Here is a 25,537-nt window from a genome sequence, read left to right on the forward strand (position 1 = left end):
GCTATTAAGTTTAGTTAATACAAAAGCTTATAAATTTATTGATTGCTTTTTAAGTTTGGCACTCTTCTTGTAACTCTGTAATTGAATAACAAAAATACAATTATGGAGTAATATCATGAACAAGGTGTTCAATTTATCGCTAGCTGCACTGTGTACAACACTTTCATTTTCTTCTGCAACAGTGTTTGCTGCTGATGAGACCATCAAGGTCGGTGTTCTACACTCACTTTCTGGCACTATGGCGATCAGTGAGACAACGCTAAAAGATACCGTGCTAATGCTTATCGAAGAGCAGAACAAAAGGGGCGGTTTGCTTGGCAAGAAGTTGGAACCTGTGGTTGTTGACCCTGCGTCAAACTGGCCGCTATTTGCAGAAAAAGCACGTGAGCTTATCGAAAAAGAGAAAGTGGACGTGGTGTTCGGTGGTTGGACATCGGTATCACGTAAATCCATGCTGCCTGTTTTTGAAGAACTCAACAGCATCCTTTTCTACCCAGTACAGTATGAAGGCGAAGAGTCTTCTAAAAACGTTTTCTACACCGGTGCCGCGCCAAACCAACAAGCGATCCCAGCAGTGGATTACTTGATGGAAGAGCTTGAAGTCGAGCGCTGGGTACTTGCAGGTACCGATTACGTTTATCCACGTACAACCAATAAGATCTTAGAAGCCTACCTAAAAGATAAAGGTGTCGCAGAAGAAGACATCATGATCAACTACACGCCATTTGGTCACTCTGATTGGCAATCTATCGTTTCAGACATCAAAAAGTTCGGTGAAGCTGGCAAGAAAACCGCTGTGGTTTCTACTGTAAACGGCGATGCGAACGTGCCTTTCTATAAAGAGCTAGGCGCTCAAGGCATTTCATCTGAAGACATCCCAGTTATCGCATTCTCCGTTGGTGAAGAAGAACTATCAGGTATGGACACAGAACCACTGGTAGGCCACCTAGCTGCATGGAACTACTTCATGAGTGTTGATACAGAAGCCAATGAAGAGTTTGTTGAAACGTGGCAGTCGTTCATTAAGAGTGAAAAGCGTGTCACCAATGACCCAATGGAAGCTCACTATGTTGGCTTCAACATGTGGGCTCAAGCGGTCACTAATGCGGGCACAACCGATCCTGAATCTGTGCAAGATGCCTTGATTGGTGTGTCTGTTCCAAATCTTTCTGGTGGCTACTCAACCATGCTGCCAAACCACCACATTACTAAACCAGTCCTGATCGGTGAGATCCAAGACGATGGTCAATTCGACATTGTTTGGGAAACCACTGGACTAGTGGCGGGTGATGCCTGGTCGAGTTACTTACCTGAATCGGCAAAACTGTTCTCTAGCTGGTCGAAGCCATTCTCATGTGGTGCGTTTAACGTCGAAACGAAGAAGTGTTCTGGCGGTAACTAGAGCGTTAAGTCAGGAATATTGAGCCTTCCTGTTTGGGAAGAACGCCCCTGTTTAAGGGGCGAAGCGACCGGAAGGTTCATAGTTTCAGGTAACAACCACTATCCACACATCCTCCAAGTAAAAATAACAATATCTAACTTGGTTGGTTAAGGAAGCAGGGATGAAGAACGTATTAAACGTATTTAAGGCACTATTGCTCATGGCAGTCAGTGCTCAGTTGGCTTTTGCGGGAATAACGGATGAAGCTAGCTTTACCAAGGCGCTAGTTGGTAAGAAAACATCGGATAAAGAATTAGCTATCGATTGGGTGATTGAGGCACAGACGGGAGACGTGTCGAAACCTATTTTGGATGGTTGGTTAAACGGTAATCTCTATTATTTTAATGACAAACAAAGCGAGCAGTACAAACAGCTCTACCTGATTCAAAGCATTAAAACGGCAACCTCAGCTCAGTCGGTGTGGGATGAATCAAGCCTCAGTATCGAGAATGCTAAGCAGTTTAAAAAGGTGCGCGTGAACAACAAACTGCGCGGCATCTTACGTGGGGAAATTGCCTCGATTGGACTGAACAGCAGTAACCCAGAGGTGCGTTATAAAGCGGTTCTGGATCTGTTAGGAACCAAAGATTCTGCCATTATCGATCGTTTAGCTGAACTCAGAACAAATGAATCAGAGGACAAAGTGGCCGAGCTAATGGATTTGTCGTTAGCCATTTTCACCTCTCTTAATAACAGTGCCACCATTGAAGATCGTGTGGCTTCAATTGAACGAGTTGGCGACTTCAAACATTCAGTGGTACTCAAAACCTTAAATCAACTGCTTAACAGCGAACAAGATCCAAAAGTCTTAGCAGCAGCAGAACGTGCGATGGACGATTATCAACAAAGCCAAGCGCTGTATTCTGGTGTTGAAACCGTATTCTTCGGTTTGAGCTTGGGTTCAGTGTTGGTGTTGGCTGGCATAGGTTTAGCGATCACCTTTGGTGTGATGGGCGTTATTAATATGGCCCATGGTGAGCTGATCATGATTGGCGCTTACACCACCTATGTATTGCAGTTGTTGATGCCCAATCATATTGGCTTGGCACTGATACTCTCAATTCCCGCTGCGTTTATTGTGTCTGGCTTGGTGGGGATTGTGATTGAGCGAAGCGTGATTCGTCATCTTTACGGTCGCCCATTAGAAACCTTACTTGCTACCTTCGGTATTAGCTTGATCCTGCAGCAAGCCGTTCGCTCTATTTTCTCTCCACTCAACCGCTCAGTGAGTACGCCCGAATGGATGTCTGGCGCACTTCAATTAAACCCAATGTTGTCTCTGACCTACAACCGCTTATACATCATCTTGTTCTGTGGTTTGGTGTTTATGGGGCTATTGATGGTTTTGAAAAAGACACCACTAGGTTTGCAAGTTCGTGCAGTTTCTCAAAACCGTGGTATGGCCCGTGCGATGGGTATTCGTTCTGAGCGAGTTGATGCGATGACCTTCGGTTTAGGCTCTGGCGTTGCGGGTGTCGCGGGTGTGGCACTTTCTCAACTGACTAACGTGGGTCCAAATATGGGGCAGGCGTACATCATCGACTCATTCATGGTGGTGGTATTCGGCGGTGTTGGCAACCTATGGGGCACGTTAGTCGCAGGCTTAAGCCTTGGTCTGTTCAATAAGATTTTAGAACCATGGGCTGGAGCGGTTCTCGCCAAGATTCTGGTACTGGTTTTCATCATTCTATTTATTCAAAAACGCCCACGCGGACTCTTCCCGCAACGTGGTCGTGCGGCTGAAGGTTAAGGACAACATCATGCAGTCAAAATCATTTGTACTTTCGGCGATGCGTGGTGACAAAGGTGGCCAACTGACCATCCTTGCCATTCTTGCGGCCGTCATTCTTATCCCACTGGCTAACACCATGTTACCAAGTGGACACCCGCTCCATGTAGAGACTTTCACTATCTCGCTGATGGGCAAATACCTGAGCTACGCAATGTTGGCGTTGGCGCTCGATCTTGTGTGGGGCTATCTCGGAATATTGAGCCTCGGCCACGGTGCTTTCTTTGCGCTTGGTGGTTATGCGATGGGTATGTACTTGATGCGTCAGATTGGTGACCGTGGGGTTTATGGTGATCCAATCCTGCCTGACTTTATGGTGTTCCTTGATTGGTCTGCGTTGCCGTGGTTCTGGCAGGGTTTTGATCAGTTCTGGTTCGCGTGCTTAATGGTGGTGTTGGTGCCGGGCGCATTGGCTTACTTGTTTGGTTATTTAGCTTTCCGCTCTCGTGTGTCCGGGGTTTATCTTTCTATCATGACTCAGGCGTTAACTTACGCATTGATGTTGGCATTTTTCCGCAACGAGATGGGCTTTGGTGGTAACAATGGACTGACAGACTTCAAAGACATCATTGGCCTGAGTTTACAGAGTGATGCGGTCAAAATTGGTCTGTTTGTCGCGACTGGTATTGCGCTTATTCTCAGCTACATCGCTTGTCGCATGGTGGTGACCAGTCGATTAGGACGTGTGGCATTAGCGATTCGTGATACCGAGTCACGCACTCGCTTTATGGGCTACGACGTTGATGGTATCAAGCTGTGGGTCTTCGTGCTTTCAGCGGTTATCGCGGGTATTGCCGGGGCTTTATATGTCCCTCAAGTTGGCATCATTAACCCGGGAGAATTTGCTCCTCTTAACTCGATTGAGATTGTGGTTTGGGTTGCCTTAGGCGGTCGTGCCACTCTGTTTGGCGCCATTGTCGGGGCATTGATCATCAACTACGCCAAGAGCTGGTTTACGGTTGAGTTCCCAGAGGTGTGGTTATTTGCGCTGGGTGGGCTATTCGTACTCTCAACCATGTACTTCCCACAAGGTGTAATTGGCTTTGTCAGTGAAAAGTGGCAGCAGCTACGTAAGGCATCAAATGGGAAAAACCAAGATAAAGATAAGGATGATCAGCACAAAGCCAAGGAGGTGAACGCATGACCACATTTAATAGCGTAAAGGAATCGGTTCAGGCGTTCACTCGTCGAGACCAAGTCTTTGATTACCTTAAACCTGATATTCATCCCGCCATAGATACTCGCCATAACGTGCTGTTGTATGTGGAAGGCGTCAACAAAAGTTTCGATGGTTTCCAAGCGATAAACGATCTGAACCTCTACATCAATGAAGGAGAGCTTCGCTGCATCATTGGCCCTAATGGCGCAGGTAAAACCACCATGATGGACATCATCACAGGTAAAACTAAGCCAGATACTGGCGAAGTGTGGTTGGGTTCGAACATCAACTTATTGAAGATGACCGAAGCCGAAATTGCCAATGCAGGCGTTGGGCGTAAATTCCAAAAACCAACTGTGATTGAGTGTTTAACTGTGTGGCAGAACCTTGAATTAGCCATGGCGGGTGATCGCTCCGTGTGGGCGACGTTCACTGCTGTGATGTCTGGTGAGCAGAAAGACAAGCTGACCTCGGTACTTGAGCTGATTCATTTAAAAGACGAAGCGGCGAATTTGGCCGGTAACCTGTCTCACGGTCAGAAACAGTGGTTAGAGATAGGCATGTTATTGATGCAAAACCCTAGGCTATTGCTGGTGGATGAACCCGTTGCAGGCATGACTCACCAAGAGATGGATCGTACCTCTGAGTTACTCAATTCACTGGCAGGTAAGCACTCGGTTGTGGTAGTTGAACACGATATGGATTTCGTTCGTTCTATCGCAAGCCATGTCACCGTGCTTCATCAAGGTCATGTGTTGGCTGAAGGCACCATGGATCAAGTGCAGGCTCACCCTGAAGTTAAACAAGTTTATCTCGGAGAATAGGATGCTAGAGGTTAAATCAGTTAATCAATATTACGGTGAGAGCCACACGTTGTGGGATTTGGATATGCAGATCCCAGAAGGTAAATGCACGGTGCTAATGGGGCGCAATGGCGTCGGTAAAACCACGTTGCTGCAATGCATCATGGGGTTGGTTAAGGTCGAAAGCGGTGACATCTCATTATCGGGCGAGTCGCTTTTGAAAACCGATGCGGAAGAGCGCGCTCGCCAGGGAATAGGTTATGTACCGCAAGGTCGTCAGATCTTTCCGATGCTCACGGTTCAAGAAAACCTAGAAGTCGGCTTGCCGATTCGCGAAAAGGGCGACCGTAAGATCCCTGAGTTCATCTTCGATATATTCCCAGTATTAAAAGAGATGCTGCATCGTCGCGGTGGTGACTTATCTGGTGGTCAACAGCAGCAACTCGCTATAGGGCGTGCTCTGGTGGTTAATCCAAAACTGTTGATCTTGGATGAACCGACCGAAGGTATTCAGCCCAATATCGTGCAAGAGATTGGCGACATCATTCGCATGCTCAACGAGAAGATGGGACTGACGGTTCTGTTGGTTGAACAGAAGCTGCCATTTGCGAGAAAGGTCGGTGACCGATTTTGCATTCTCGACCGCGGTCGTCAGGTAGCAGAAGGTGAAATGAAAGGGCTCAATGAGTCCCTGATTAAGGAGTACCTAACCGTATGAGCTCTCTATATTCTTCGAGTGAAGCAATAAATGCTCCTTTAGCGGGAGTGTTGTCTCTGAATGAGACCATCGAACAAGATATCCGAGACGGTTGGCAGGCGAGCTTAAACCTCACTTTTGTCGACCGTGGTGATAAAACCGTATTAAAGAATCGTCAGCAGTCTGGTCCGCTTGCGGTGCAACGTCCCTTGTATCCTGATGGGGAAACGTGTCACACCTACTTACTTCATCCCCCCGGCGGAGTGGTAGGTGGTGACACTCTCAATATTGAAGCGACCATCGAAAGCGGTGCACATGCGTTGATCACCACACCCGGTGCGACCAAGTTTTATCGCTCAAACAACAAGTACGCCAAGCAGAAGCAGACCCTACGAGTGAAGAAAGATGCACGCTTGGAATGGATGCCGCAAGAGAACATCTTTTTCCCCAATGCACACGTTCGTTTAGACACTGAAATTCGTCTGGAAAAGGGTGCACAATTTTGGGGTTGGGAGATGCACTGTTTTGGACGCCCTGCACAGAATGAGGGATTCGAGCATGGTCACCTCGTTGGGAAAACAGAAATCTATCTTGATAATCAAAGGCTTCTGACTGAAGGTTTTAATTTTCACGGTGGCGATAAGTTAATGATAAATATGGGGTTACTTGATTATTCAATGATGGGAACCTTTTATATCACCTCAAATGAGAAGCAAGATTTAGAGTTGGTACAGAGCTTGCTCTTATCTATTACACAGCAAGCTTCACAGCAATCAGTTACATCAAAAACGTCGAGTGAACCCACATTAATATTGGGTGCGACTCAGATAGAAGGATTGATTGTGGTGCGAGCCTTGGGTAATTGGAGTGAAGACATCCTCCAGGCCTTTGGTCAGATATGGCAAGCAACTCGCTCTCATTTATGTGGTACGACTCCTGATTTACCAAGGATTTGGGCGACTTAGCGATTAGCCCTTTTTGTACCTAGGGTGACTTCCGACCCTAGGTACATTTTTTCAAGCTTGCTGTGATTGAATCCCACTTACTGCTCATGCGTTTTTGAGCAATAAGAAAACAACACTAACAGCGGGCGGTTAAATGGAATTAACACCAAGAGAAAAAGATAAGCTACTTATCTTCTGCGCAGGAATGCTGGCACAGCAGCGCAAACAAAAAGGCTTAAAACTCAACTATCCAGAATCTATTGCACTGATCAGCAGTGCCATTCTCGAAGGTGCCCGTGAGGGTAAAACCGTTTCAGAATTGATGGATTTTGGACGCACACTGCTTACTGTCGATGACGTTATGGAGGGGATCCCTTCCATGATCCCTGATGTACAAGTCGAAGCCACTTTTCCTGATGGCACCAAGCTGGTGACTGTTCATGAACCTATCGTGTAGGGAGAAGTAATATGGCTGGTTCCACAAAACAATACTCAGGATTCGTTCCCGGAAAAGTCGAAACCGCTCCCGGTGACATCACTCTCAATGAAGGCCGCGACACAACGTCCGTTAAGGTTCAAAACATTGGCGATCGTCCTGTTCAAATTGGCTCTCATTACCACTTCTATGAAGCAAACCCTTCGCTGATCTTTGACCGAGAAGCCACTAAAGGTTTTCGACTCAATATTCCTGCTGGTACTGCAACCCGCTTTGAGCCGGGTCAGTCGCGCAGCGTCGAGTTAGTGCGTTACGCCGGTAAGTTAGAGATCTATGGCTTCCAAGGAAAGGTGATGGGCAAGCTCTAAGCGCTCCCACGGAATAATGAAAATAACAAAGGATTGAACATGGCGACGATATCCAGACAGGCTTATGCCGAAATGTTTGGGCCAACAGTCGGTGACCGAGTGCGTCTTGCTGACACCGATTTATGGCTAGAAGTTGAAAAGGATTACACGGTATACGGTGACGAAGTGAAGTTCGGCGGCGGTAAAGTTATCCGCGATGGACAAGGGCAAAGCCAGCGTCCAAGTGCCGAAACCCCAGATTTGGTGATCACCAATGCGATTGTGTTGGATTACTGGGGCATCGTAAAAGCCGATGTCGCAGTCAAAGATGGTCGAGTTCAGGCATTGGGTAAAGCGGGCAACCCAGATGTTCAACCGGGCGTTGATATTGTGATCGGCCCGGGCACGGAGATTTTAGCTGGTGAAGGTTCAATCCTGACTGCTGGTGGCATTGATTCACACATCCACTTTATTTGCCCGCAACAGATTGAAGAAGCGTTGGCGTCGGGTGTGACAACCATGATTGGCGGTGGCACGGGGCCAAACACAGGAACTAACGCGACCACATGCACACCGGGGCCTTGGAACATGCACCGCATGCTGGAGTCACTCGATCAATTTCCAATGAACTTTGGTTTGCTCGGTAAAGGTAATGCGAGCCAACCTGAAGCACTGCGTGAGCAAGTAGCGGCAGGTGCCGTGGGTTTGAAGTTACACGAAGACTGGGGAACCACACCTGCGTCAATCGATACCTGCTTGAGTGTTGCTGACGAGATGGACGTACAAGTTGCGATTCATACCGATACCTTGAATGAATCTGGCTTTGTTGAATCGACACTTGGCGCAATCGGCGACCGCGTGATTCATACCTATCACACCGAAGGTGCGGGCGGTGGTCATGCTCCTGATATTATTCGTGCTGCAGGTGAGCCGAACGTTCTGCCTTCTTCAACTAACCCAACACGACCTTACACCATAAACACCGTCGATGAGCATTTGGACATGTTGATGGTATGTCACCATCTTTCCCCGTCTATTGCTGAAGATGTGGCGTTCGCCGAGTCGCGTATTCGTCGTGAAACCATTGCCGCAGAAGACATTCTTCATGACTTAGGTGCGTTCTCGATGATTGCCTCGGATTCTCAAGCCATGGGGCGAGTGGGCGAGGTGATCACTCGCACGTGGCAAACCGCGCACAAGATGAAAGTTCAGCGTGGCAGCCTAAAAGAAGATTCAGACTACAGCGATAACTTCCGTTTAAGACGTTATGTCGCTAAGTACACCATCAACCCAGCGATCACTCATGGTATGTCTCATGAAATCGGTTCTATCGAAGCGGGGAAATTAGCTGACTTAGTGTTGTGGAAGCCCGCTTTCTTTGGTGTGAAACCCAGTGTGATTTTGAAAGGCGGTATGATCGCTATGGCGCCGATGGGTGACCCAAACGCTTCAATCCCAACCCCTCAGCCAGTTCATTACCGATCCATGTTTGGTAGCTATGGCAAGGCGTGTCAGAACACATCGATGTTGTTTATCTCTAAGGAAGCCAAAGCGCAGAACATCGATAAGCAATTGGGTTTGCAGAGCTTGATTGGCGTCGTCAGCAACTGCCGGAACATCAGCAAAGCCGACATGAAGCTCAATGATTGGATGCCGAAGATTGAGGTCGACTCTCAGACTTACCAAGTGCGTGCCGATGGTGAATTACTCACGTGTGAACCAGCTGAAGAGCTGCCAATGGCTCAAAGATATTTTCTATTTTAATAGCTCGGCTGAAGGCTCATATTTTAGTCCTTTAGCTGAAGCTCCTATTTTAGCTCTTGGCTGAGGGCTCTTATTTTGAACGTTATAAATCTCACAAGGAGATTGAGGTAATAGCATGATTGAACTTACTCAAATTCAAGCCGAGTTGAACACGGCTCCAGATGGCTTTCTAAGCCTACCGATCGATAGCCGCATCAAAAGCCGTCTTAAGGTGATGCTAGATGATGGGCGCAATGCAGGGCTGTTTCTACCACGAGGTCATATCTTGCGTGGCGGCGAACAACTCTCAAGTGAATGTGGCTTGGTCGTGGAAGTGAAAGCGGCACCTGAAACCGTTTCGACTGTTTACTGTGAAGACCTGCTCCTGTTAACACGAGTGGCTTACCACCTTGGTAACCGTCATGTTCCGCTGCAAGTGGAAGCGGGTTGGGTTCGTTATCAACACGACCATGTTTTGGATGAAATGGTTGAAGGCTTAGGCGCTAAAGTGACTACCGAGAAACAACCGTTTGAACCAGAAGGCGGAGCTTATGGCGGTCGCTCAGGTGGTCATCATCACCATCATTAATCGAGTCATTGATGACTCAAAAAAACATTGATTTAAACACCAACGATATTAATAACAATAATACCAATCACAGTAAGTAAGTGATCAACAATAGCGCAGAAAAAGGCTTGAGAACAAGGCATAATTTTTCGATAAGTAGTTATTCTACAATCAAAAATTATAACGCAGTTATCGAGCATTTTAGCAAGCTAGGGTGAGCAATTATTTACTACGATTGGTATAAAGCAAGGAACTCGCGATGAACTTTAAAACAGCTGCAGGCTTATGCACTTTCACAATAGCTTCTCTAACAACATCAACATTGGCTTTCGCTCACCCAGGACATGGAGCGCATTCGGTTCATGAGTCTCACTCATTTATGTCTGGATTAACTCACCCTGTGACAGGCATGGATCACCTGATCATGCTGATCGCCTTTGGTTTGTTAATTGGCGCACTGTCGTTTTCAACCAAGATAAAAGCAGCTCTGATTGGCGGTGGATTGGCATCTTTAGTGGTAGGGCTTATCGCAGGCCAAGCCTTAGGTTTTTCTGTAATTGTTGAGCCAGCTATTATCGCTTCTCTGTTCGTCGTCAGCCTATGTTTATGGCACGTATTCTCACCATCAACCAAGCGTGTAAACAGCGTATTAGTTGCTTCCATCGCTATGTTGTTTTTCCATGGTTACGCACACGGCGTTGAAGCCGCGAGCAATCTGACTCAATTCGCAACCGGTATGAGCATCAGTGCTCTGGCATTAATGGTTATCGGTACTTTTGTTGGCCGCGCGGTTTACTCTAAATGGATGTCGGTCGGTGTGGCTTCAGCAAGCGCACTATTGATTTTAGGCGCGTAAGCTCTCGAACTTTCGATTTTAGAAGACAGAGAGCAAGAGTATGAGCAAAACAGAAAATGTCGCGATTTATCGTCTGTTTCAATTGATCAGTCCATCGTTGCCGATTGGTGGTTTCACTTATTCGCAAGGTCTCGAGTTGGCGGTTGAAGCGGGGTGGGTGACCAATCGCGATAGTATGGAACAGTGGCTTAATACCATTGTCAGTTCCAGTGTCGCGACTTTGGAATTACCCATCTTAGAGCGTCTTTATCATGCTCTAGAAAAGGGTGAAATCGATGAGATTGAGCATTGGTGTAACTACTTATACTCAAGCCGTGAAACCAGTGAATTACGAGCGGAAGAAAAGCAACGCGGGCATGCATTGAACACCTTGTTGAAGCGCTTAGATATCGATATTTCGCTGGTGGATTCTGTTGATAGTCACCCAAACCAATTGTTGGGCATGTGTATGGCCGCTCAACATTGGAATATCGATTTAGAAAGCCTCAAGCAAGGTTATTTATGGAGCTGGCTTGAAAACATTGTTACCGCAGGCGTCAAGTTAGTGCCTTTAGGTCAAACCGATGGTCAGTTGGCACTGATTAATATCACCAACACGTTTCCCGAGATCATTGAGAAAGCACGCTCGATAGAAGATTGGATGATAGGCAGCTTTTCGCCTTCGATGGCATTAGCGAGTTCACTGCACGAAACACAATACACGCGACTATTTCGTTCGTAGCGGTTAGCGCGAACGAGGTAGCAAAAAGAATATAAGGAAGTAGACAATGGAAAGTTACAAGCAACCCCTTCGAATTGGTATTGGTGGCCCGGTAGGGTCTGGTAAAACAGCGTTGTTAGAGGTGCTATGTAAGGCCATTCGCGACAAGCTAAACATTGCCGTGGTAACCAATGATATCTACACACAAGAAGATGCAAAGATACTTACGCGAGCAGAGGCTCTGGAACCTGACCGTATTATTGGTGTTGAAACGGGTGGCTGCCCACACACTGCGATTCGTGAAGATGCTTCGATGAACCTTGCTGCAGTCGAAGAACTTGCCAAGCTGCATAAGAACCTCGATGTGGTGTTTGTAGAGAGTGGTGGTGATAACTTGAGTGCGACGTTCAGCCCTGAGTTAGCCGACCTTACTATCTACGTGATTGATGTAGCGGAAGGGGAGAAGATCCCGCGTAAAGGTGGCCCAGGTATTACACGTTCCGATCTGCTAGTCATCAACAAGATCGACTTAGCTCCGTATGTTGGTGCGTCACTTGAGGTGATGGAGCAAGATACGCAGCGCATGCGTCCAACCAAACCATACGTGTTCACCAACCTAAAAGAGAGCCAAGGATTGGACTTCATCATCAACTTTATCGTCACAGAAGGCATGCTAACGATGAAGGAGCCTTCTACGACTGAGTCGTGAGTCGTGAGTCATGAGTAAGGTTTGAATCCGTTCGTTTTCTTTTGAAGCCAGTAGATACAAAAAAGCCCTGTCGATTATTCGATAGGGCTTTCTGGTTTTAAATGATTTTTAACGTCCTAGTTGAATCTAAAGCTCGCTCTTCGCGACTCTTGTTGTCACTTGCGATTCAATCACGCCATCTTCAACTTGAGTGGTGATCACTTCACCTACTTCTACGTCATTAATCGATGACACGGTCTTACTCGATGCTGAATGAGTAATGCTGTAGCCACGCTTTAGGGTTGCAAGTGGACTAACGGTCTCTAACTTCTCTGCAGCCATTGCTAGCTGATGGCGAGTCGTTAGTAACGTTTTATCCATCGCATCTAATAGCTTTTGCTCTGAACGTTGCAGATGCAGTTTTTGTTCACCAAGGCGCTTCACTGGTGAGTTCAGCTGAAGCTGATGCTGCTTACGTTCAACACGCTGTGCATGCTGTTTTAAGTATTGAGTCATACCACGACGCAAACGCATGTCTAAGTCATCAAGCTGCTGACTCTGTTTTTGCAGTTGGTAGCTAGGGTGTTGCTTCTCTAAGCGGTATTTCAACGTTTGAGTTGATTGCGCTTGTTTGATTAACACATGACGAATCGCACTCACTAAACGAGCACGTTTAGATGCATAAGCTTGCTCTTTATGACTGTTGTCACGGCTAACCAATTCAGCGGCTGCTGATGGTGTTGGAGCGCGCATATCCGCCACGAAATCGGCAATAGTGACATCAACTTCATGGCCAACGGCGCTGATAATCGGGATCTGGCTTGCTGCAATGGTGCGAGCGACGATCTCGTTATTGAAACACCATAAGTCTTCTAATGAACCGCCGCCACGACCTACGATCAACACATCACACTCATTGCGCTCATTGGCACGTCCAATCGCTTGAGCGATCTGAATCGAAGCTCCTTCACCTTGTACCATGGTCGGATACACGATGACTGGCAATGACGGATCGCGTCTTTTCAGTACATCGAGAATATCGAAGAGGGCTGCGCCTGTTTTAGAGGTGATGACACCGACGCACTTAGGATGTTCTGGCAGAATCTGCTTACTGGATTGAGCGAACAAGCCTTCCGCCGCTAAGTTCATCTTAAGTTTTTCAAATTCTTGCTGAAGCTTACCATCACCCTCTGGCTGCATGCTTTCGATGATCAGTTGATAGTCACCGCGTGGCTCATAAAGAGACAGGCGTGCTTTGACTAGAACTTGATTACCGTTCTGAGGCTTAAACGTTACACGACGGTTATTGCCACGAAACATAGCGCACTTAACTTGAGCGCGAGAGTCTTTAAGCGTGAGGTACCAGTGACCAGAGACAGGTGCCGAGAAGTTTGAGATTTCACCAACGAGCCAGACTATTCCCATTTCGTTTTCTAATAGGAGACGAACCTCTGAGTTGAGGCGAGAAACAGTAAAGATGTTTGGATTAGTCATAGAAGCACTATCTTTCCTTGAAGGAAGGTCTTTCTTGGAATCTCACAGGGCGTGAGTATGGAAGATAGCGGCAATATAATACATAGCAAGGGGGTAAATGCAAATTAAAAATACAAAAATGTGTAGCCAAGCGATTTCGTTGGCCGTATAATCCGTCCGCAATATCTAATCCAAATGCAGTTTGATTTTCCTTAATTGGCTGCCCTCATTAGGCGAAACGATGAGATTGGATTGTTTCTTTTTACTCCTATTATTGTGAGATATTGCAAATGCTAAGAATTGCCAAAGAAGCGCTGACATTCGACGACGTACTGCTAGTGCCAGCACACTCCACCGTTCTCCCTAATACAGCTGATCTTCGCACTCAGCTGACGAAGAATATTTCCCTAAACATCCCAATGATCTCTGCATCGATGGATACTGTGACAGAAGCTCGCCTTGCGATCGCACTGGCACAAGAAGGCGGAATAGGCTTCATTCATAAGAACATGTCTATTGAACAGCAAGCTGAAATGGTTCGCCAGGTTAAAATTTACGAAGCAGGTGTGGTTTCTCACCCTGTTACTGTAAACCCTGACGCGACAATCGCTGATGTTGTAGCCCTTACTCAAAAACACGGCTTCGCCGGTTTCCCTGTTGTTACTGAAACAAACGAACTTGTTGGTATTATTACTGGCCGTGACGTTCGCTTTGTGACTGACCTTTCTAAGAAAGTTGATGTAGTAATGACGCCTAAAGCTCGCCTTGCTTCTGTTAAAGAAGGTGCAACTCGTGAAGAAGTTCAAAAGAAAATGCACGAAGCGCGCGTTGAAAAAGTTCTTGTTGTAAATGATGACTTCCAACTAACTGGAATGATCACTGCGAAAGATTTCCATAAAGCAGAACGTAAACCAAACGCTTGTAAAGATGAGCGCGGCAGCCTACGTGTAGGTGCAGCTGTTGGTGCTGGTGCTGGTAACGAAGAGCGCGTTGCAGCTCTTGTTGAAGCTGGCGTAGACGTTCTACTTATCGACTCTTCACACGGTCACTCTGAAGGCGTACTTAACCGCATCCGTGATACGCGCGCTGCATACCCTGATCTACAAATTATCGGTGGTAACGTAGCAACTGGCGCTGGCGCTCGTGCTCTTATCGAAGCAGGTGTTAGTGCGGTTAAAGTAGGTATCGGCCCGGGTTCAATCTGTACTACTCGTATCGTTACTGGTGTTGGTGTTCCTCAAGTAACAGCAATCGCAGACGCAGCTGAAGTGGCTAACGAATACGGTATTCCAGTAATCGCAGATGGCGGCATTCGCTTCTCTGGCGATATCTGTAAAGCTATCGTTGCTGGCGCATCTTGTGTGATGGTTGGTTCAATGTTCGCGGGTACTGAAGAAGCACCGGGTGAAGTTATCCTTTACAACGGTCGTTCTTACAAGTCTTACCGTGGTATGGGTTCTCTTGGCGCTATGTCTCAAGGTTCTTCTGACCGTTACTTCCAATCTGACAACGCTGCAGACAAGCTTGTTCCAGAAGGTATTGAAGGTCGTATCGCATACAAAGGTCGTCTAAAAGAGATCGTTCACCAACAGATGGGCGGTCTACGCTCAAGCATGGGCCTAACGGGTTCTGCAACTGTTGAAGATATGCGTACTAAAGCTGAGTTTGTTCGTATCTCTGGTGCGGGCATGAAAGAATCTCACGTACACGATGTTCAAATCACGAAAGAAGCACCTAACTACCGTTTAGGTTAATAATACGTCCAAACGTTTGAATAATGTGCTGATTTAGTCGGCACATTATTTTATCTACCGTCTGTTTTGTTAAAAGTCCGATTTTCTCAAAACACGTGGTTAAAGATATCTAACGAAAACGTTTGCTTTATTTCTTGAAGAGTTAATCAGAGGTGAGTAAACTCGCCTCCGTTTTATCACATAGCCAATAAGACTGCTTACAATGACTAAAAATATTCATGACCAACGTATTCTAATTCTGGACTTCGGTTCTCAATACACACAGCTAGTAGCTCGTCGTATTCGTGAGATCGGTGTTTACTGTGAACTTTGGAGCTGGGACGTAGAAGAAGCGGATATTCGTGAATTCAATCCAGACGGTATCATCCTATCTGGTGGCCCTGAAAGTGTAACGGAAGAGAATTCTCCACGTGCACCTCAGTACGTATTTGATTCAGGTGTTCCTGTCTTCGGTATCTGCTACGGCATGCAAACGATGGCTGAGCAACTTGGCGGTAAAGTAGCAACGTCTACTGAGCGCGAGTTCGGCTACGCTGCTGTACAAGTGACAGGTGAATCTGCACTTTTCGCTGACCTTGAGACAACTCAAGATGTTTGGATGAGCCACGGCGACAAAGTGGTTGAAATCCCTGCTGATTTCACAAAAATCGCAGAGACAGACACTTGCCCATACGCAGCAATGGCAAACGAAGATAAGAAATACTACGGTGTTCAATTCCACCCAGAAGTAACGCACACTAAAAACGGCCTAAAAATGCTTGAGAACTTCGTTCTTAACGCGTGTGGTTGTGAAGGTCTGTGGACTTCAGCATCTATCATTGAAGATGCAGTTGCACGTATTAAAGAGCAAGTAGGTGACGATGAAGTTATCCTTGGTCTTTCTGGTGGTGTTGATTCATCAGTAGTAGCAATGCTTGCTCACCGTGCTATCGGCGACAAACTAACATGTGTATTTGTTGATAACGGTCTTCTTCGTTTAAACGAAGGCGAGCAGGTTATGGACATGTTTGGTGACAAATTCGGCCTTAACATCATTAAAGTTGATGCTGAAGATCGTTTCCTTAACGCTCTGGAAGGCGAAGCTGAACCAGAAGCGAAACGTAAGATCATCGGTCACGTATTCGTAGATATCTTCGACGAAGAGTCTAAGAAACTGAAGAATGCTAAATGGCTTGCTCAGGGTACTATCTACCCAGACGTAATCGAGTCTGCAGCATCTAAGACTGGCAAAGCACACGTAATCAAATCTCACCACAACGTTGGTGGCCTTCCTGATGATATGGAAATGGGCCTTGTTGAGCCTCTACGTGAACTGTTTAAAGATGAAGTACGTAAGATCGGCCTAGAGCTTGGTCTTCCATACAACATGCTTTACCGCCACCCATTCCCGGGTCCAGGTCTAGGTGTTCGTGTACTTGGCGAAGTGAAGAAAGAGTACTGTGATTTACTGCGTCGTGCTGATGCTATCTTCATTGAAGAGCTTCATGCTGCTGACCTTTACCACAAAGTATCTCAAGCATTCACGGTATTCCTACCTGTACGTTCAGTTGGCGTAATGGGCGATGGCCGTAAGTACGATTGGGTTGTATCTCTACGTGCAGTAGAAACTATCGACTTCATGACTGCTCACTGGGCACACCTACCATACGATTTCCTAGGTAAGGTTTCTAACCGTATTATCAACGAAGTTAACGGCATTTCACGTGTTGTTTACGATATTTCTGGTAAGCCACCAGCAACTATCGAGTGGGAATAATCTCTTAGAGATTTGACCAGCATTGATTAAGATCTTAAGCCTCGAACTTTGTTCGGGGCTTTTTTCTTTTTATTTATGAGATTAAGGATTTACATCTACAACGAGCAACCAAATTCGTTGGAAGTTAGATATCAGCTCAAGAAACAATGAGACGCTTTGTTGTGTTGAAGGATACATAAAAGTGTCACTCGCACTTTTTATAAATTCACATGGTAACGACTAGCTCATTTCCCATGCGCCGCATACTCTTTGATGGACTTATTAAGGACAGATAAGAGAATCCATCATGTTAAAAATCAAATATTTGGCGACAATAGTTGGCTGCACTTTAGCAGCTCACTGTTACGCGTCTTTGAACATTCAACCTGATCCGCAAAACCCGAATGGTTACCTTGTTGAAAAGTCGGCATTACAAGCTGCTGAACAAGCGAAAACATCCGATCCTATGTATGCGATCTGGTCACAGGCATTGCAGACTCGACCAAATAGCATTGTTGAGGCGATTGTACCTGGCTCGGCTTCTAACCCTGAAAACGTAAAACGCGTCGAGCGTGTATTCCCTCAGTCTGAATGGGACTTCCTCACTCAGATGGCAGCGCCAGAATACACCTACACTCGCTTCTTACGTGCGATCGGTAAATTCCCAGCTTTCTGTGGAGAGTACAGCGATGGTCGTGACTCCGACGCCATCTGTAAAAAATCCATCATCACCGCTTTTGCTCACTTTTCACAAGAGACGGGCGGTCACATCGCGATAGACAACACCTCTGATAACCCATTAGCTCTCGAAGAGTGGCAGCAAGCGCTGGTGCATGTTCGTGAAATGGGTTGGTCTGAAGGTCAAGAAGGTTACACCACGGGTTGTGGTCAGAACGATTGGCAGAATGCACGTTGGCCATGTGCCGCGGGGCAGGGCTACTTTGGTCGTGGTGCTAAACAGCTTTCTTACCATTTTAATTACGGTGCCTTCTCGGAAGTGATGTTTGATGGTGATGCAACGGTTCTATTGAATAACCCGGGGTTAGTGGCGGATTCTTGGTTGAACTTGGCTTCTGCTATCTGGTTCTTCCTTACGCCTCAAGCACCTAAACCAGCAATGCTGCACGTGATCGACCGTACTTGGACACCCTCTCAGCGCGAATTGGATGCGGGAATTGGCTATGGATTTGGTACCACGATCAACGTGATTAATGGAGGTATCGAGTGTGGTGAGCAAAATAAAGACAAAGGCCAACCTGTTAACCGTATTCGTTATTGGGAAGGGCTAGCGGCACACTATGAAATTCCTGTAGAAGCGGATGAAGCCAATACTTGTTGGCAGCAAACGCCTTACGGAAGCTTGAACCTCAACGGCGCGACCGATGTGTTGTACACCAACTGGGATGGGAACTGGAAATACTACGCAGACCGCCCAGAAGGCTACTCATTTGAATGTGAGTTGGTTGGATTCCAAACGGCATATTCAGCGCTGGTGGCTGGCGATTACGAGAAGTGTGTGACCAACTTTTATGGTTCTCATGCGAGCTGGCCTGAAGTGAAAGTGGTCGACAAGCTTGATCCGGTAGATCCTGGTACTGATCCCGGTGGTAACGGTTGGAGTGCGACGAAGGTTTATAACGCGGGTGACCAAGTGACTCACAACGGTGCAACCTACGAAGCGAAATGGTGGACACAAGGGGATGACCCTGCCAATGGCGGCCCTTGGAAATTAGTAGCGGGTGAGCTAACACCACCAGTAGTGACAGATCCACCGCCAGTTGACCCTGCACCTGTTGATCCTGCTCCGGTAGATCCAACACCAGTTGAACCACCTGTGACCGAGCCGCCTGTCGTTGTTGACCCATCAGTATTCATTACGTGGCAAGCAGGCGTGAGCCAAGTGAGTAATGGCGACAAGGTGACACATAATGGCAAGTGCTTCGTAGCTAAAAACGGTCCGGGTGTTTGGGAAAGTCCTATTCAGTCGAACTGGTTCTGGGATGAAATCAGTTGTAATTGATAGTCTGAATACTGAGGAAGTGACCTAAGTGACGAGTTCAGTCGTACGACCATAATGATATAAATAATCAAAAGCCGAAAGTTTCTACTTTCGGCTTTTTTTCGTTTCGAACTTGGCTATCTAAGGAGGGCGATTGGTCTATTTAGCTATGTTGAACCGCATTTAAAGACTAATTATCCAGTTAGAGGATAAAGTTCTGTACAAATGATGCTTGTGAATTTATATTCAAATTTAATTTATATTTATTCTTTTATTTTAGGGTTAAGGTGTACCTATGGAACAGACAGATATCACGTCACTCATCCCCATTGTGATTACTTTGGTGTTGTCGTTGGCGACAAGGAATGTAGTGATAGGCCTATTTGCAGGCGTGCTAAGTGGTGTGGCAATGCTCACTGGTATGTTTAGCGAACTTAACCCGCTTGATACGTTTGGTACCATGGTGAAAGGTTACTTAGTCCCTCAACTTACCGACAGCTATAACGCAGGTGTGATCATGCTGTTGGTGTTCATCGGTGGCTTTGTCGCTTTGATGGAAAAATCCGGTGGTGGTGTTGCGTTTGCAAAGCGAGTGACTCAATGGGTAAGCAATAAATGCCAAGCTCAAGTGTCTGCTTGGTTGGGTGGAATCGTTATATTTTTCTCAGACTTAGGTACTCCGTTAATTGTTGGCCCTGTTTTTCGTCCTCTTTTCGATAAACTAAAACTCTCAAGACAGAAGCTAGCATTCATCATTGATTCAACCTCATCGCCAGTTGCCATTCTTATTCCTTTCATTGGATGGGGCGTTTACATCATGAGCCTGATCCAGAAAGAATTTACTGCGTTGAGCGTTAACATGTCTGACTGGGATGCTTTCATTGGTGCGATTCCTTTTCAGTTCTACGCATTCCTAGCGATCTTCATCGTGCCTTTGGTGTCAGTCAAAGGTTTAGATTTTGGGCCAATGGCGAAAGCGGAACGTGATTGCCAAGCGGGAATCGATATTGGCGTGAATAGCGACTCACTGAATCCGTTCTCGCATAAAAATGCAAAGGCATCTTTTGTTTGGGCGCCGTTGCTAGTGATGCTGGTGGTGTTGTGTGCCATGTTAGTTCCGCAAGGCTTCCCATTTCAAAAGGTCGCGGGTTCATCGTTCAGAGCAGCTCTATCATCGGCTTATTTCTTTGCTGCGATTACCTTGATCTCGTTAATGGCTTACTACGGTGTGAGAAAGCTGTCTGACGGTGTTTCTGTGTACTTAAAAGGCATGGGAAATATGATGCCAGTAGCGATCATCTTAGTATTGGCATGGGCGTTAAGCACAGTCGGTAAAGAGCTAGGTGCAGCGGCCTATATCGCCGAGCAAGCACAGAGCGGCTTTCCATACTGGTTAGTACCAGCGGTCGCTTTTTTGTTGTCGGCGATTATTTCATTCGCAACGGGATCGTCGTGGGGAACCTTCGCGATAATGATGCCATTGGTTATTCCAACCGCGATTGCGATTGATGCACCGCTACTCGTCGCAATTGGCGCTGTGTTGTCTGGTGGTTTGTTTGGTGACCATTGCTCACCGATCTCTGAAACAACGATTCTTTCTTCAACAGGGGCAGGGTGTGACCAGTTTGAACACTTTAAGACACAGCTTCCTTATGCGTTGATGAACGGCTCTATCGCTTTGGTTAGTTTTGTAGTGGCAGGCTTTACTGGAAGTGCACTGGTTGTGTTGGGCGCTCTTGTTGCTCAACTTATCCTTGTGACTCTGTTAGCTAAACGCGATGCGAGTAAAAACGCTTCTTCAGAAGTTCAATCTCAAGTATCTGAATCTAAACCACAACAAGCGTAATTTAAGATTACAAATGAGAGACTAGATACGGGATGCGAGTAAACGAGTAGTGAAAAGCTCGCCCTATTATTACTCGTGTTTGCTATTTAGTTTCTCGCTTACTCAATCTAAACACGCTCTTCGTATCCCGCTTAATCGAATCTAAAGACTTTTTCGCATCTCGTATCTCGTTACTCGCATCTTTTTTATAGCGTGATAGGGAATCTGTTTATTGATAGTTTCTATGAATTGATTAGCATTGTTATGAAACCAATTTTCCATAGGATCATTTACACAATCTTAGTTTTCGATAACTGGATTACCTAGTTGAGCGGTTTATAGATTAAAATTTTCTTACAAACTTTGTAGATTTTTTTTAATCAACCACTTTAATAAGGTAAATTCGCAATGTCGACCAAACTAGCTAACCCAGCGCCACTAGGCTTAATGGGTTTCGGTATGACCACTATTCTTCTTAATATCCACAACGCAGGTTTCTTCCCAATCGATTCTATGATTCTTGCAATGGGTATTTTTTACGGTGGTTTGAGCCAAGTTATCGTGGGCACTATGTGTTTCAAACGTGGTGACACGTTCGGTACGACAGCATTTACTTCATACGGCCTATTTTGGTTATCTCTAGTTGGTTTGATCGTGATGCCTTACATGGGTCTTCCAGCAAGCCCTGCTGCATTCATGGGTTGGTACCTACTACTATGGGGCATCTTCACAGGCTTCATGTTCATCGGTTCTCTATGTTACCCAGTTGCGAAGCAAGTAGTATTCGGTTCACTAACGATCCTGTTCTTCCTACTTGCAGCTCGTGATTTCACTGGCAGTGAACTAATCGGCACTATCGCTGGTTTTGAAGGTATTTTCTGTGGCGCTTCAGCTATCTACTTTGCAATGGCACAAGTAATCAACAACGAGTACGGCCGCACAGTACTGCCTATCGGTGAGAAGAAAGCACCTCAAATGGCAACACAAGAAATCGCTGCTTAATACTCTAACTCGGGAACAGTTAGTTTGTTATAAGCCGTTTATTGGTTATGAATAAAACAAAAGGGGTTAGCCGAAATGGCTAACCCCTTTTTTATGCGTTATTAATAGCGCTATTTGTTAAAGCGATCTATTTGCTAAGGAAAGCTTAAGCTGAAGGTTGCTCTACAGGTTTAGTGTCTGCAGCTTCTGCTTCAGGAGACTTACCTGTTTTACGCTTGTACTTCTCTTCCCAGTAAGTAGCACCTTTGATACCTAGTTTTACAGGATTAAATGTGTACTCAGTTACGCCTTGTTTCTGTTGCTCTTCATAATCAGCAAGTGCTTTAAGCGCTGGCTTCGACATGAAGAAGATGATCAGAATACCTACGATGTTTAACCATGCCATCAAGCCAACACCAACATCACCCATTGCCCATGCAAGGTTAGCTGTTTTGACTGTGCCATAGAAAACCGCAGTGATAAGAACAAGCTTAAGTACGAACATCATGCCAGGGATCTTGATGGTACGACGTAGGTAAGCAATATTCGTTTCTGCGATGTAGTAGTAAGCAAGAATCGTTGTAAATGCGAAGAAGAACAGAGCAAATGCGATGAATGGCTTACCAATGCCTGGTAGTGCACTTTCAATCGCAAGCTGTGTAAATACAGGACCATTCGCGCCAATGTTTGCTGCTAGGTTCTGAACAAGGAACACGCCTTCAGCGCCGCCGTGAACGTTGTAAGCACCAGTGATGATGATCATGAACGCTGTAGCAGAACATACTAGAAGAGTATCGATGTAGATAGAGAACGCTTGTACCAAACCTTGCTGAGCTGGGTGATCGACATTTGCCGCTGCCGCTGCGTGAGGACCAGTACCTTGACCCGCTTCGTTTGAGTAAACACCACGCTTAACGCCCCAACCAATTGCAGCACCAAAGCCCGCCATAGGTGTGAATGCATCGCCAAGAATCATTCCGAAAACAGCTGGCACTTGGCCGATGTTTAGCAAGATGATAACGAACGCGATAATGATGTAAGCCAATGCCATGAATGGAACAACAATTTGTGTGAAGTTCGCAATACGTTTAACACCACCAAAGATGATGAAAGCAAGGATGATAGCAACAACAGTACCAGTGAAAATTTTAGCGAAACTGAATGTACCGATAGCTGTTTCAATCATGTCGCCTGAGCCAAATGCAGCTTCTACAGCATTACCAATACTGTTTGACTGAACACCTGGAAGCAAAATACCACATGCAAAAATAGTTGAGATAGCGAAGATCCATGCGTACCACTTCTGGCCCATCGCTTTTTCAATGTAGTAAGCCGGGCCACCACGGAACTGGCCTTCGTCTTCTTCTTTGTAGATTTGCGCTAGCGTAGATTCTGCGTAAGCAGTCGCGGCGCCAAAGAAGGCTACAACCCACATCCAGAATACTGCACCTGGGCCACCGAAACCGATAGCGGCAGCAACACCGGCAATGTTACCTGTACCTACACGGCCAGATAGCGAAACGGCAAGAGCTTGGAAAGACGAGATGCCTTTTGTAGAGCTTTTACCTGATAGTAGCAAGCGCCACATTTCAAAGAAGTGACGGATTTGAACAAATCGAGTCATGATGGAGTAGAACAAACCTGCACCTAAACATAGGTAGATAAGTACTGGGCTCCAGATTATTCCATTCAAAAAATCAACGAATGACTGCATGAGTATTTTCCCTGTTAGTTTTACTTATGATTGTTTTTCGAACAACACAATACTTCACTTGTAACCCAAGTGTTAAATTATTTAACTGCGCATTAGGATTACTGTGACATAAAGCAAGTTACAGAGGATGTTTGTTAACGCTTAGTTCTAATTCGATAATCGTTCCATTTAACCTCATATGCAACTGTGTGTATTTTCTGGCGTTTTACAGAGTGAATAAATAGTGATTAATACAAAAATGGAAATTTGAGCCATACAGAAGAGACAAAATCGAGAAAAACAGCGGTGAAAACCGATTAGCATGAACGGCTGATATATGAGTGGCGAGATGGATTTGATTGGAATATATCACCTTCATCGAGTGATCTCGCAGGCCTAAGAAACTGTGCCTTTGAAGGCTCGATAATTCTGGCCTTAATGTTTACTGAGTAAAAGTGGCTAGTTTGATGCGTGTTTCAAACAACCACAAACCCTCGCGCCTGTAGTTCTTGAGCGAACTCAGACTGAGTATTTGGTTCGCCATGTATCAAATGCAGCTCTTTTGGTGGAACGGAAATTCCTGCTATAAATCGGTTGAGATCCTCTTTATCGGCATGAGCCGAGTAGCCAGACATGCCATGAATTTGAGCATTAACCTCAACGTCTTTGTTATCAATAAAAACCTGTGTTTTACCTTGTTGCAACTCGCGCCCGAGCGTTCCGTGTGCTTGATAGCCCGCTAAAATCAAATCGGTTCGTTTATCGGGAAGCAAGGCGGATAAGTAGTTCATTATCCTGCCGCCCTGACACATTCCAGAAGCTGCGACCACAATTGCGGGTTCACCTGTCGAACGCAGGCGATTGACGATTTTTTTGTGCACTCGATGCCCATCAACGGTAATGCATTGCTCAAAAGCGAGTGGGTGACGTTTCAGCTCTAGGCGCTGTTTAGCTTCTTGACCCCATAACTCTTTAAAGCGTCGGTATGAACGCGTTACTTTCTCTGCCATAGGCGAATCTAGGATGATAGGAATATCGGCGCTGAGTTGATGCTCAAAGATCAGGTTTTCAATATCAAACAACAGTTCTTGTGTTCTGCCGATACTAAATGCCGGGATCAGGATGACGCCACCATCGAGTAACGAACGGTCAATAATTGCTTTGAGGCGTTCAGATCGTGAAGCAATATCGTCGTGCGTGCTAGTGCCGTAAGTCGATTCGATAAACAGATAGTCGGCTTGTTGTGGTGGTTTCGGATCCGGCAACAGTGGCGTGTTACTTGGGCCCAAGTCGCCAGAAAAGACCACCACCTCTTGGTTGGGTAACTTAATCTCTATATAGGCCGAACCTAAGATATGCCCGGCAGGTTGAAAACGAGCATACAGAGTATTTGGCCTATGATGATCCTTTCCGTCGTTTTGCTGCTTAGAGGCAATTGGAAACCACTTCCCATAAGGCTTAGGAGCAATCAACGAATGAATTTTTTTAAGGATGAGTTTGGATTGTTTATGACTGAGCCCTTGCAGTTTTAGGCCGTCTTCAATCATTAAAGGAGCGAGTTCAGCCGTCGCCTGAGTGCAATAAATTGATTGGTTAAAGCCACTGGCGAGTAACCAAGGTAATCGACCAATATGATCAATGTGAGTATGAGTCAGCAACAGAGCGTTAAGGTGGGACGTTTCAAATTCAATATCAAGAGGGCGTGCGTCTTCCCCTTGAAGCTTTTTACCTTGAAGATCTAAACCTTGAAAAAGGCCACAATCGATGAGTACTGCTTGGCCTGAATCTCTTAATTCGTGACAAGATCCTGTGACGGTATGTTTGCCGCCATGGTGAATCACTTCCATCGTTTACTCCCATTGATCTATAAAGCCATTAACGCCTGTTTTTATTTTGCGGATAAGCG

At 46.0% G+C, this 25,537-nt stretch carries 21 protein-coding genes; 18 read left to right on the forward strand and 3 right to left on the reverse strand.

What is annotated here, in order from left to right:
• The first annotated feature begins 115 nt into the window (after positions 1-115).
• From urtA to ureG, 13 genes are all read left to right on the forward strand, one after another.
• Entirely contained in the window at positions 116-1,402 is a 1,287-nt protein-coding gene (gene urtA, locus DUN60_RS01585) for an urea ABC transporter substrate-binding protein (RefSeq protein WP_114633018.1), read from the forward strand.
• A 160-nt stretch (positions 1,403-1,562) separates the two neighbouring features.
• Positions 1,563-3,191, forward strand: coding sequence for an urea ABC transporter permease subunit UrtB (urtB, locus tag DUN60_RS01590; protein ID WP_114633019.1), 1,629 nt, complete (start codon positions 1,563-1,565; stop codon positions 3,189-3,191).
• A gap of 10 nt (positions 3,192-3,201) precedes the next feature.
• Complete coding sequence (urtC, locus tag DUN60_RS01595) at positions 3,202-4,374, forward strand: urea ABC transporter permease subunit UrtC (protein ID WP_114633020.1); 1,173 nt, start codon at positions 3,202-3,204, stop codon at positions 4,372-4,374.
• Positions 4,371-5,213: an urea ABC transporter ATP-binding protein UrtD gene (gene urtD / locus DUN60_RS01600; RefSeq protein WP_114633021.1), complete on the forward strand. Its 843-nt coding sequence runs from the start codon at positions 4,371-4,373 to the stop codon at positions 5,211-5,213. The genes urtC and urtD overlap by 4 nt, the downstream gene beginning before the upstream one ends.
• Before the next feature lies 1 nt (position 5,214).
• Positions 5,215-5,910, forward strand: coding sequence for an urea ABC transporter ATP-binding subunit UrtE (gene urtE, locus DUN60_RS01605; protein WP_017079878.1), 696 nt, complete (start codon positions 5,215-5,217; stop codon positions 5,908-5,910).
• A complete protein-coding gene (locus DUN60_RS01610) occupies positions 5,907-6,854 on the forward strand; it encodes an urease accessory protein UreD (protein ID WP_114633022.1) in 948 nt (315 codons plus the stop codon). The genes urtE and DUN60_RS01610 overlap by 4 nt, the downstream gene beginning before the upstream one ends.
• Positions 6,855-6,987: 133 nt before the next feature.
• On the forward strand, positions 6,988-7,290 hold the full coding sequence (gene ureA / locus DUN60_RS01615) for an urease subunit gamma (RefSeq protein ID WP_004735119.1): 303 nt from the start codon (positions 6,988-6,990) through the stop codon (positions 7,288-7,290).
• A gap of 11 nt (positions 7,291-7,301) precedes the next feature.
• On the forward strand, positions 7,302-7,637 hold the full coding sequence (locus tag DUN60_RS01620; RefSeq protein ID WP_004735120.1) for an urease subunit beta: 336 nt from the start codon (positions 7,302-7,304) through the stop codon (positions 7,635-7,637).
• Between the two features lie 39 nt (positions 7,638-7,676).
• A complete protein-coding gene (gene ureC / locus DUN60_RS01625; protein ID WP_114633023.1) occupies positions 7,677-9,380 on the forward strand; it encodes an urease subunit alpha in 1,704 nt (567 codons plus the stop codon).
• 115 nt (positions 9,381-9,495) lie between these two features.
• Positions 9,496-9,948 carry an urease accessory protein UreE gene (ureE, locus tag DUN60_RS01630; protein ID WP_114633024.1) on the forward strand — a complete coding sequence of 151 codons (453 nt, stop codon included), beginning with the start codon at positions 9,496-9,498 and terminating at the stop codon, positions 9,946-9,948.
• Positions 9,949-10,186: 238 nt separating this feature from the next.
• Positions 10,187-10,783, forward strand: coding sequence for a HupE/UreJ family protein (locus DUN60_RS01635; protein ID WP_114633025.1), 597 nt, complete (start codon positions 10,187-10,189; stop codon positions 10,781-10,783).
• A gap of 40 nt (positions 10,784-10,823) precedes the next feature.
• Positions 10,824-11,504, forward strand: coding sequence for an urease accessory protein UreF (locus DUN60_RS01640; protein ID WP_114633026.1), 681 nt, complete (start codon positions 10,824-10,826; stop codon positions 11,502-11,504).
• Positions 11,505-11,550: 46 nt separating this feature from the next.
• Entirely contained in the window at positions 11,551-12,192 is a 642-nt protein-coding gene (gene ureG, locus DUN60_RS01645) for an urease accessory protein UreG (protein ID WP_004735125.1), read from the forward strand.
• 126 nt (positions 12,193-12,318) lie between these two features.
• Here the strand turns inward: ureG and xseA are convergent, their stop codons facing one another.
• Positions 12,319-13,665: an exodeoxyribonuclease VII large subunit gene (gene xseA / locus DUN60_RS01650; protein ID WP_029405079.1), complete on the reverse strand. Its 1,347-nt coding sequence runs from the start codon at positions 13,663-13,665 to the stop codon at positions 12,319-12,321.
• Between the two features lie 269 nt (positions 13,666-13,934).
• Here xseA and guaB point away from each other — a divergent pair, with 269 nt between their 5' ends.
• The 5 genes from guaB to DUN60_RS01675 all read left to right on the forward strand — a co-directional run bounded on the left by guaB (position 13,935) and on the right by DUN60_RS01675 (position 21,959).
• A complete protein-coding gene (gene guaB, locus DUN60_RS01655; RefSeq protein WP_114633027.1) occupies positions 13,935-15,398 on the forward strand; it encodes an IMP dehydrogenase in 1,464 nt (487 codons plus the stop codon).
• A gap of 202 nt (positions 15,399-15,600) precedes the next feature.
• Positions 15,601-17,154 carry a glutamine-hydrolyzing GMP synthase gene (gene guaA, locus DUN60_RS01660; RefSeq protein WP_065206933.1) on the forward strand — a complete coding sequence of 518 codons (1,554 nt, stop codon included), beginning with the start codon at positions 15,601-15,603 and terminating at the stop codon, positions 17,152-17,154.
• Between the two features lie 286 nt (positions 17,155-17,440).
• Positions 17,441-19,153, forward strand: coding sequence for a chitinase (locus DUN60_RS01665; protein WP_114633028.1), 1,713 nt, complete (start codon positions 17,441-17,443; stop codon positions 19,151-19,153).
• Between the two features lie 274 nt (positions 19,154-19,427).
• Positions 19,428-20,978 carry a Na+/H+ antiporter NhaC family protein gene (locus tag DUN60_RS01670; RefSeq protein ID WP_114633029.1) on the forward strand — a complete coding sequence of 517 codons (1,551 nt, stop codon included), beginning with the start codon at positions 19,428-19,430 and terminating at the stop codon, positions 20,976-20,978.
• A gap of 387 nt (positions 20,979-21,365) precedes the next feature.
• Complete coding sequence (locus tag DUN60_RS01675) at positions 21,366-21,959, forward strand: acetate uptake transporter (RefSeq protein ID WP_010440610.1); 594 nt, start codon at positions 21,366-21,368, stop codon at positions 21,957-21,959.
• A gap of 145 nt (positions 21,960-22,104) precedes the next feature.
• Here DUN60_RS01675 and DUN60_RS01680 read toward each other — a convergent pair whose 3' ends face one another.
• Positions 22,105-23,652, reverse strand: coding sequence for an alanine/glycine:cation symporter family protein (locus tag DUN60_RS01680; RefSeq protein ID WP_065206930.1), 1,548 nt, complete (start codon positions 23,650-23,652; stop codon positions 22,105-22,107).
• A 455-nt stretch (positions 23,653-24,107) separates the two neighbouring features.
• Positions 24,108-25,478: an MBL fold metallo-hydrolase gene (locus DUN60_RS01685; protein ID WP_114633030.1), complete on the reverse strand. Its 1,371-nt coding sequence runs from the start codon at positions 25,476-25,478 to the stop codon at positions 24,108-24,110.
• Positions 25,479-25,537: the final 59 nt, after the last annotated feature.

Origin of the sequence: Vibrio splendidus (assembly GCF_003345295.1) — a bacterium.
In the GTDB taxonomy this organism is placed as follows: Bacteria; Pseudomonadota; Gammaproteobacteria; order Enterobacterales; family Vibrionaceae; genus Vibrio; species Vibrio splendidus_K.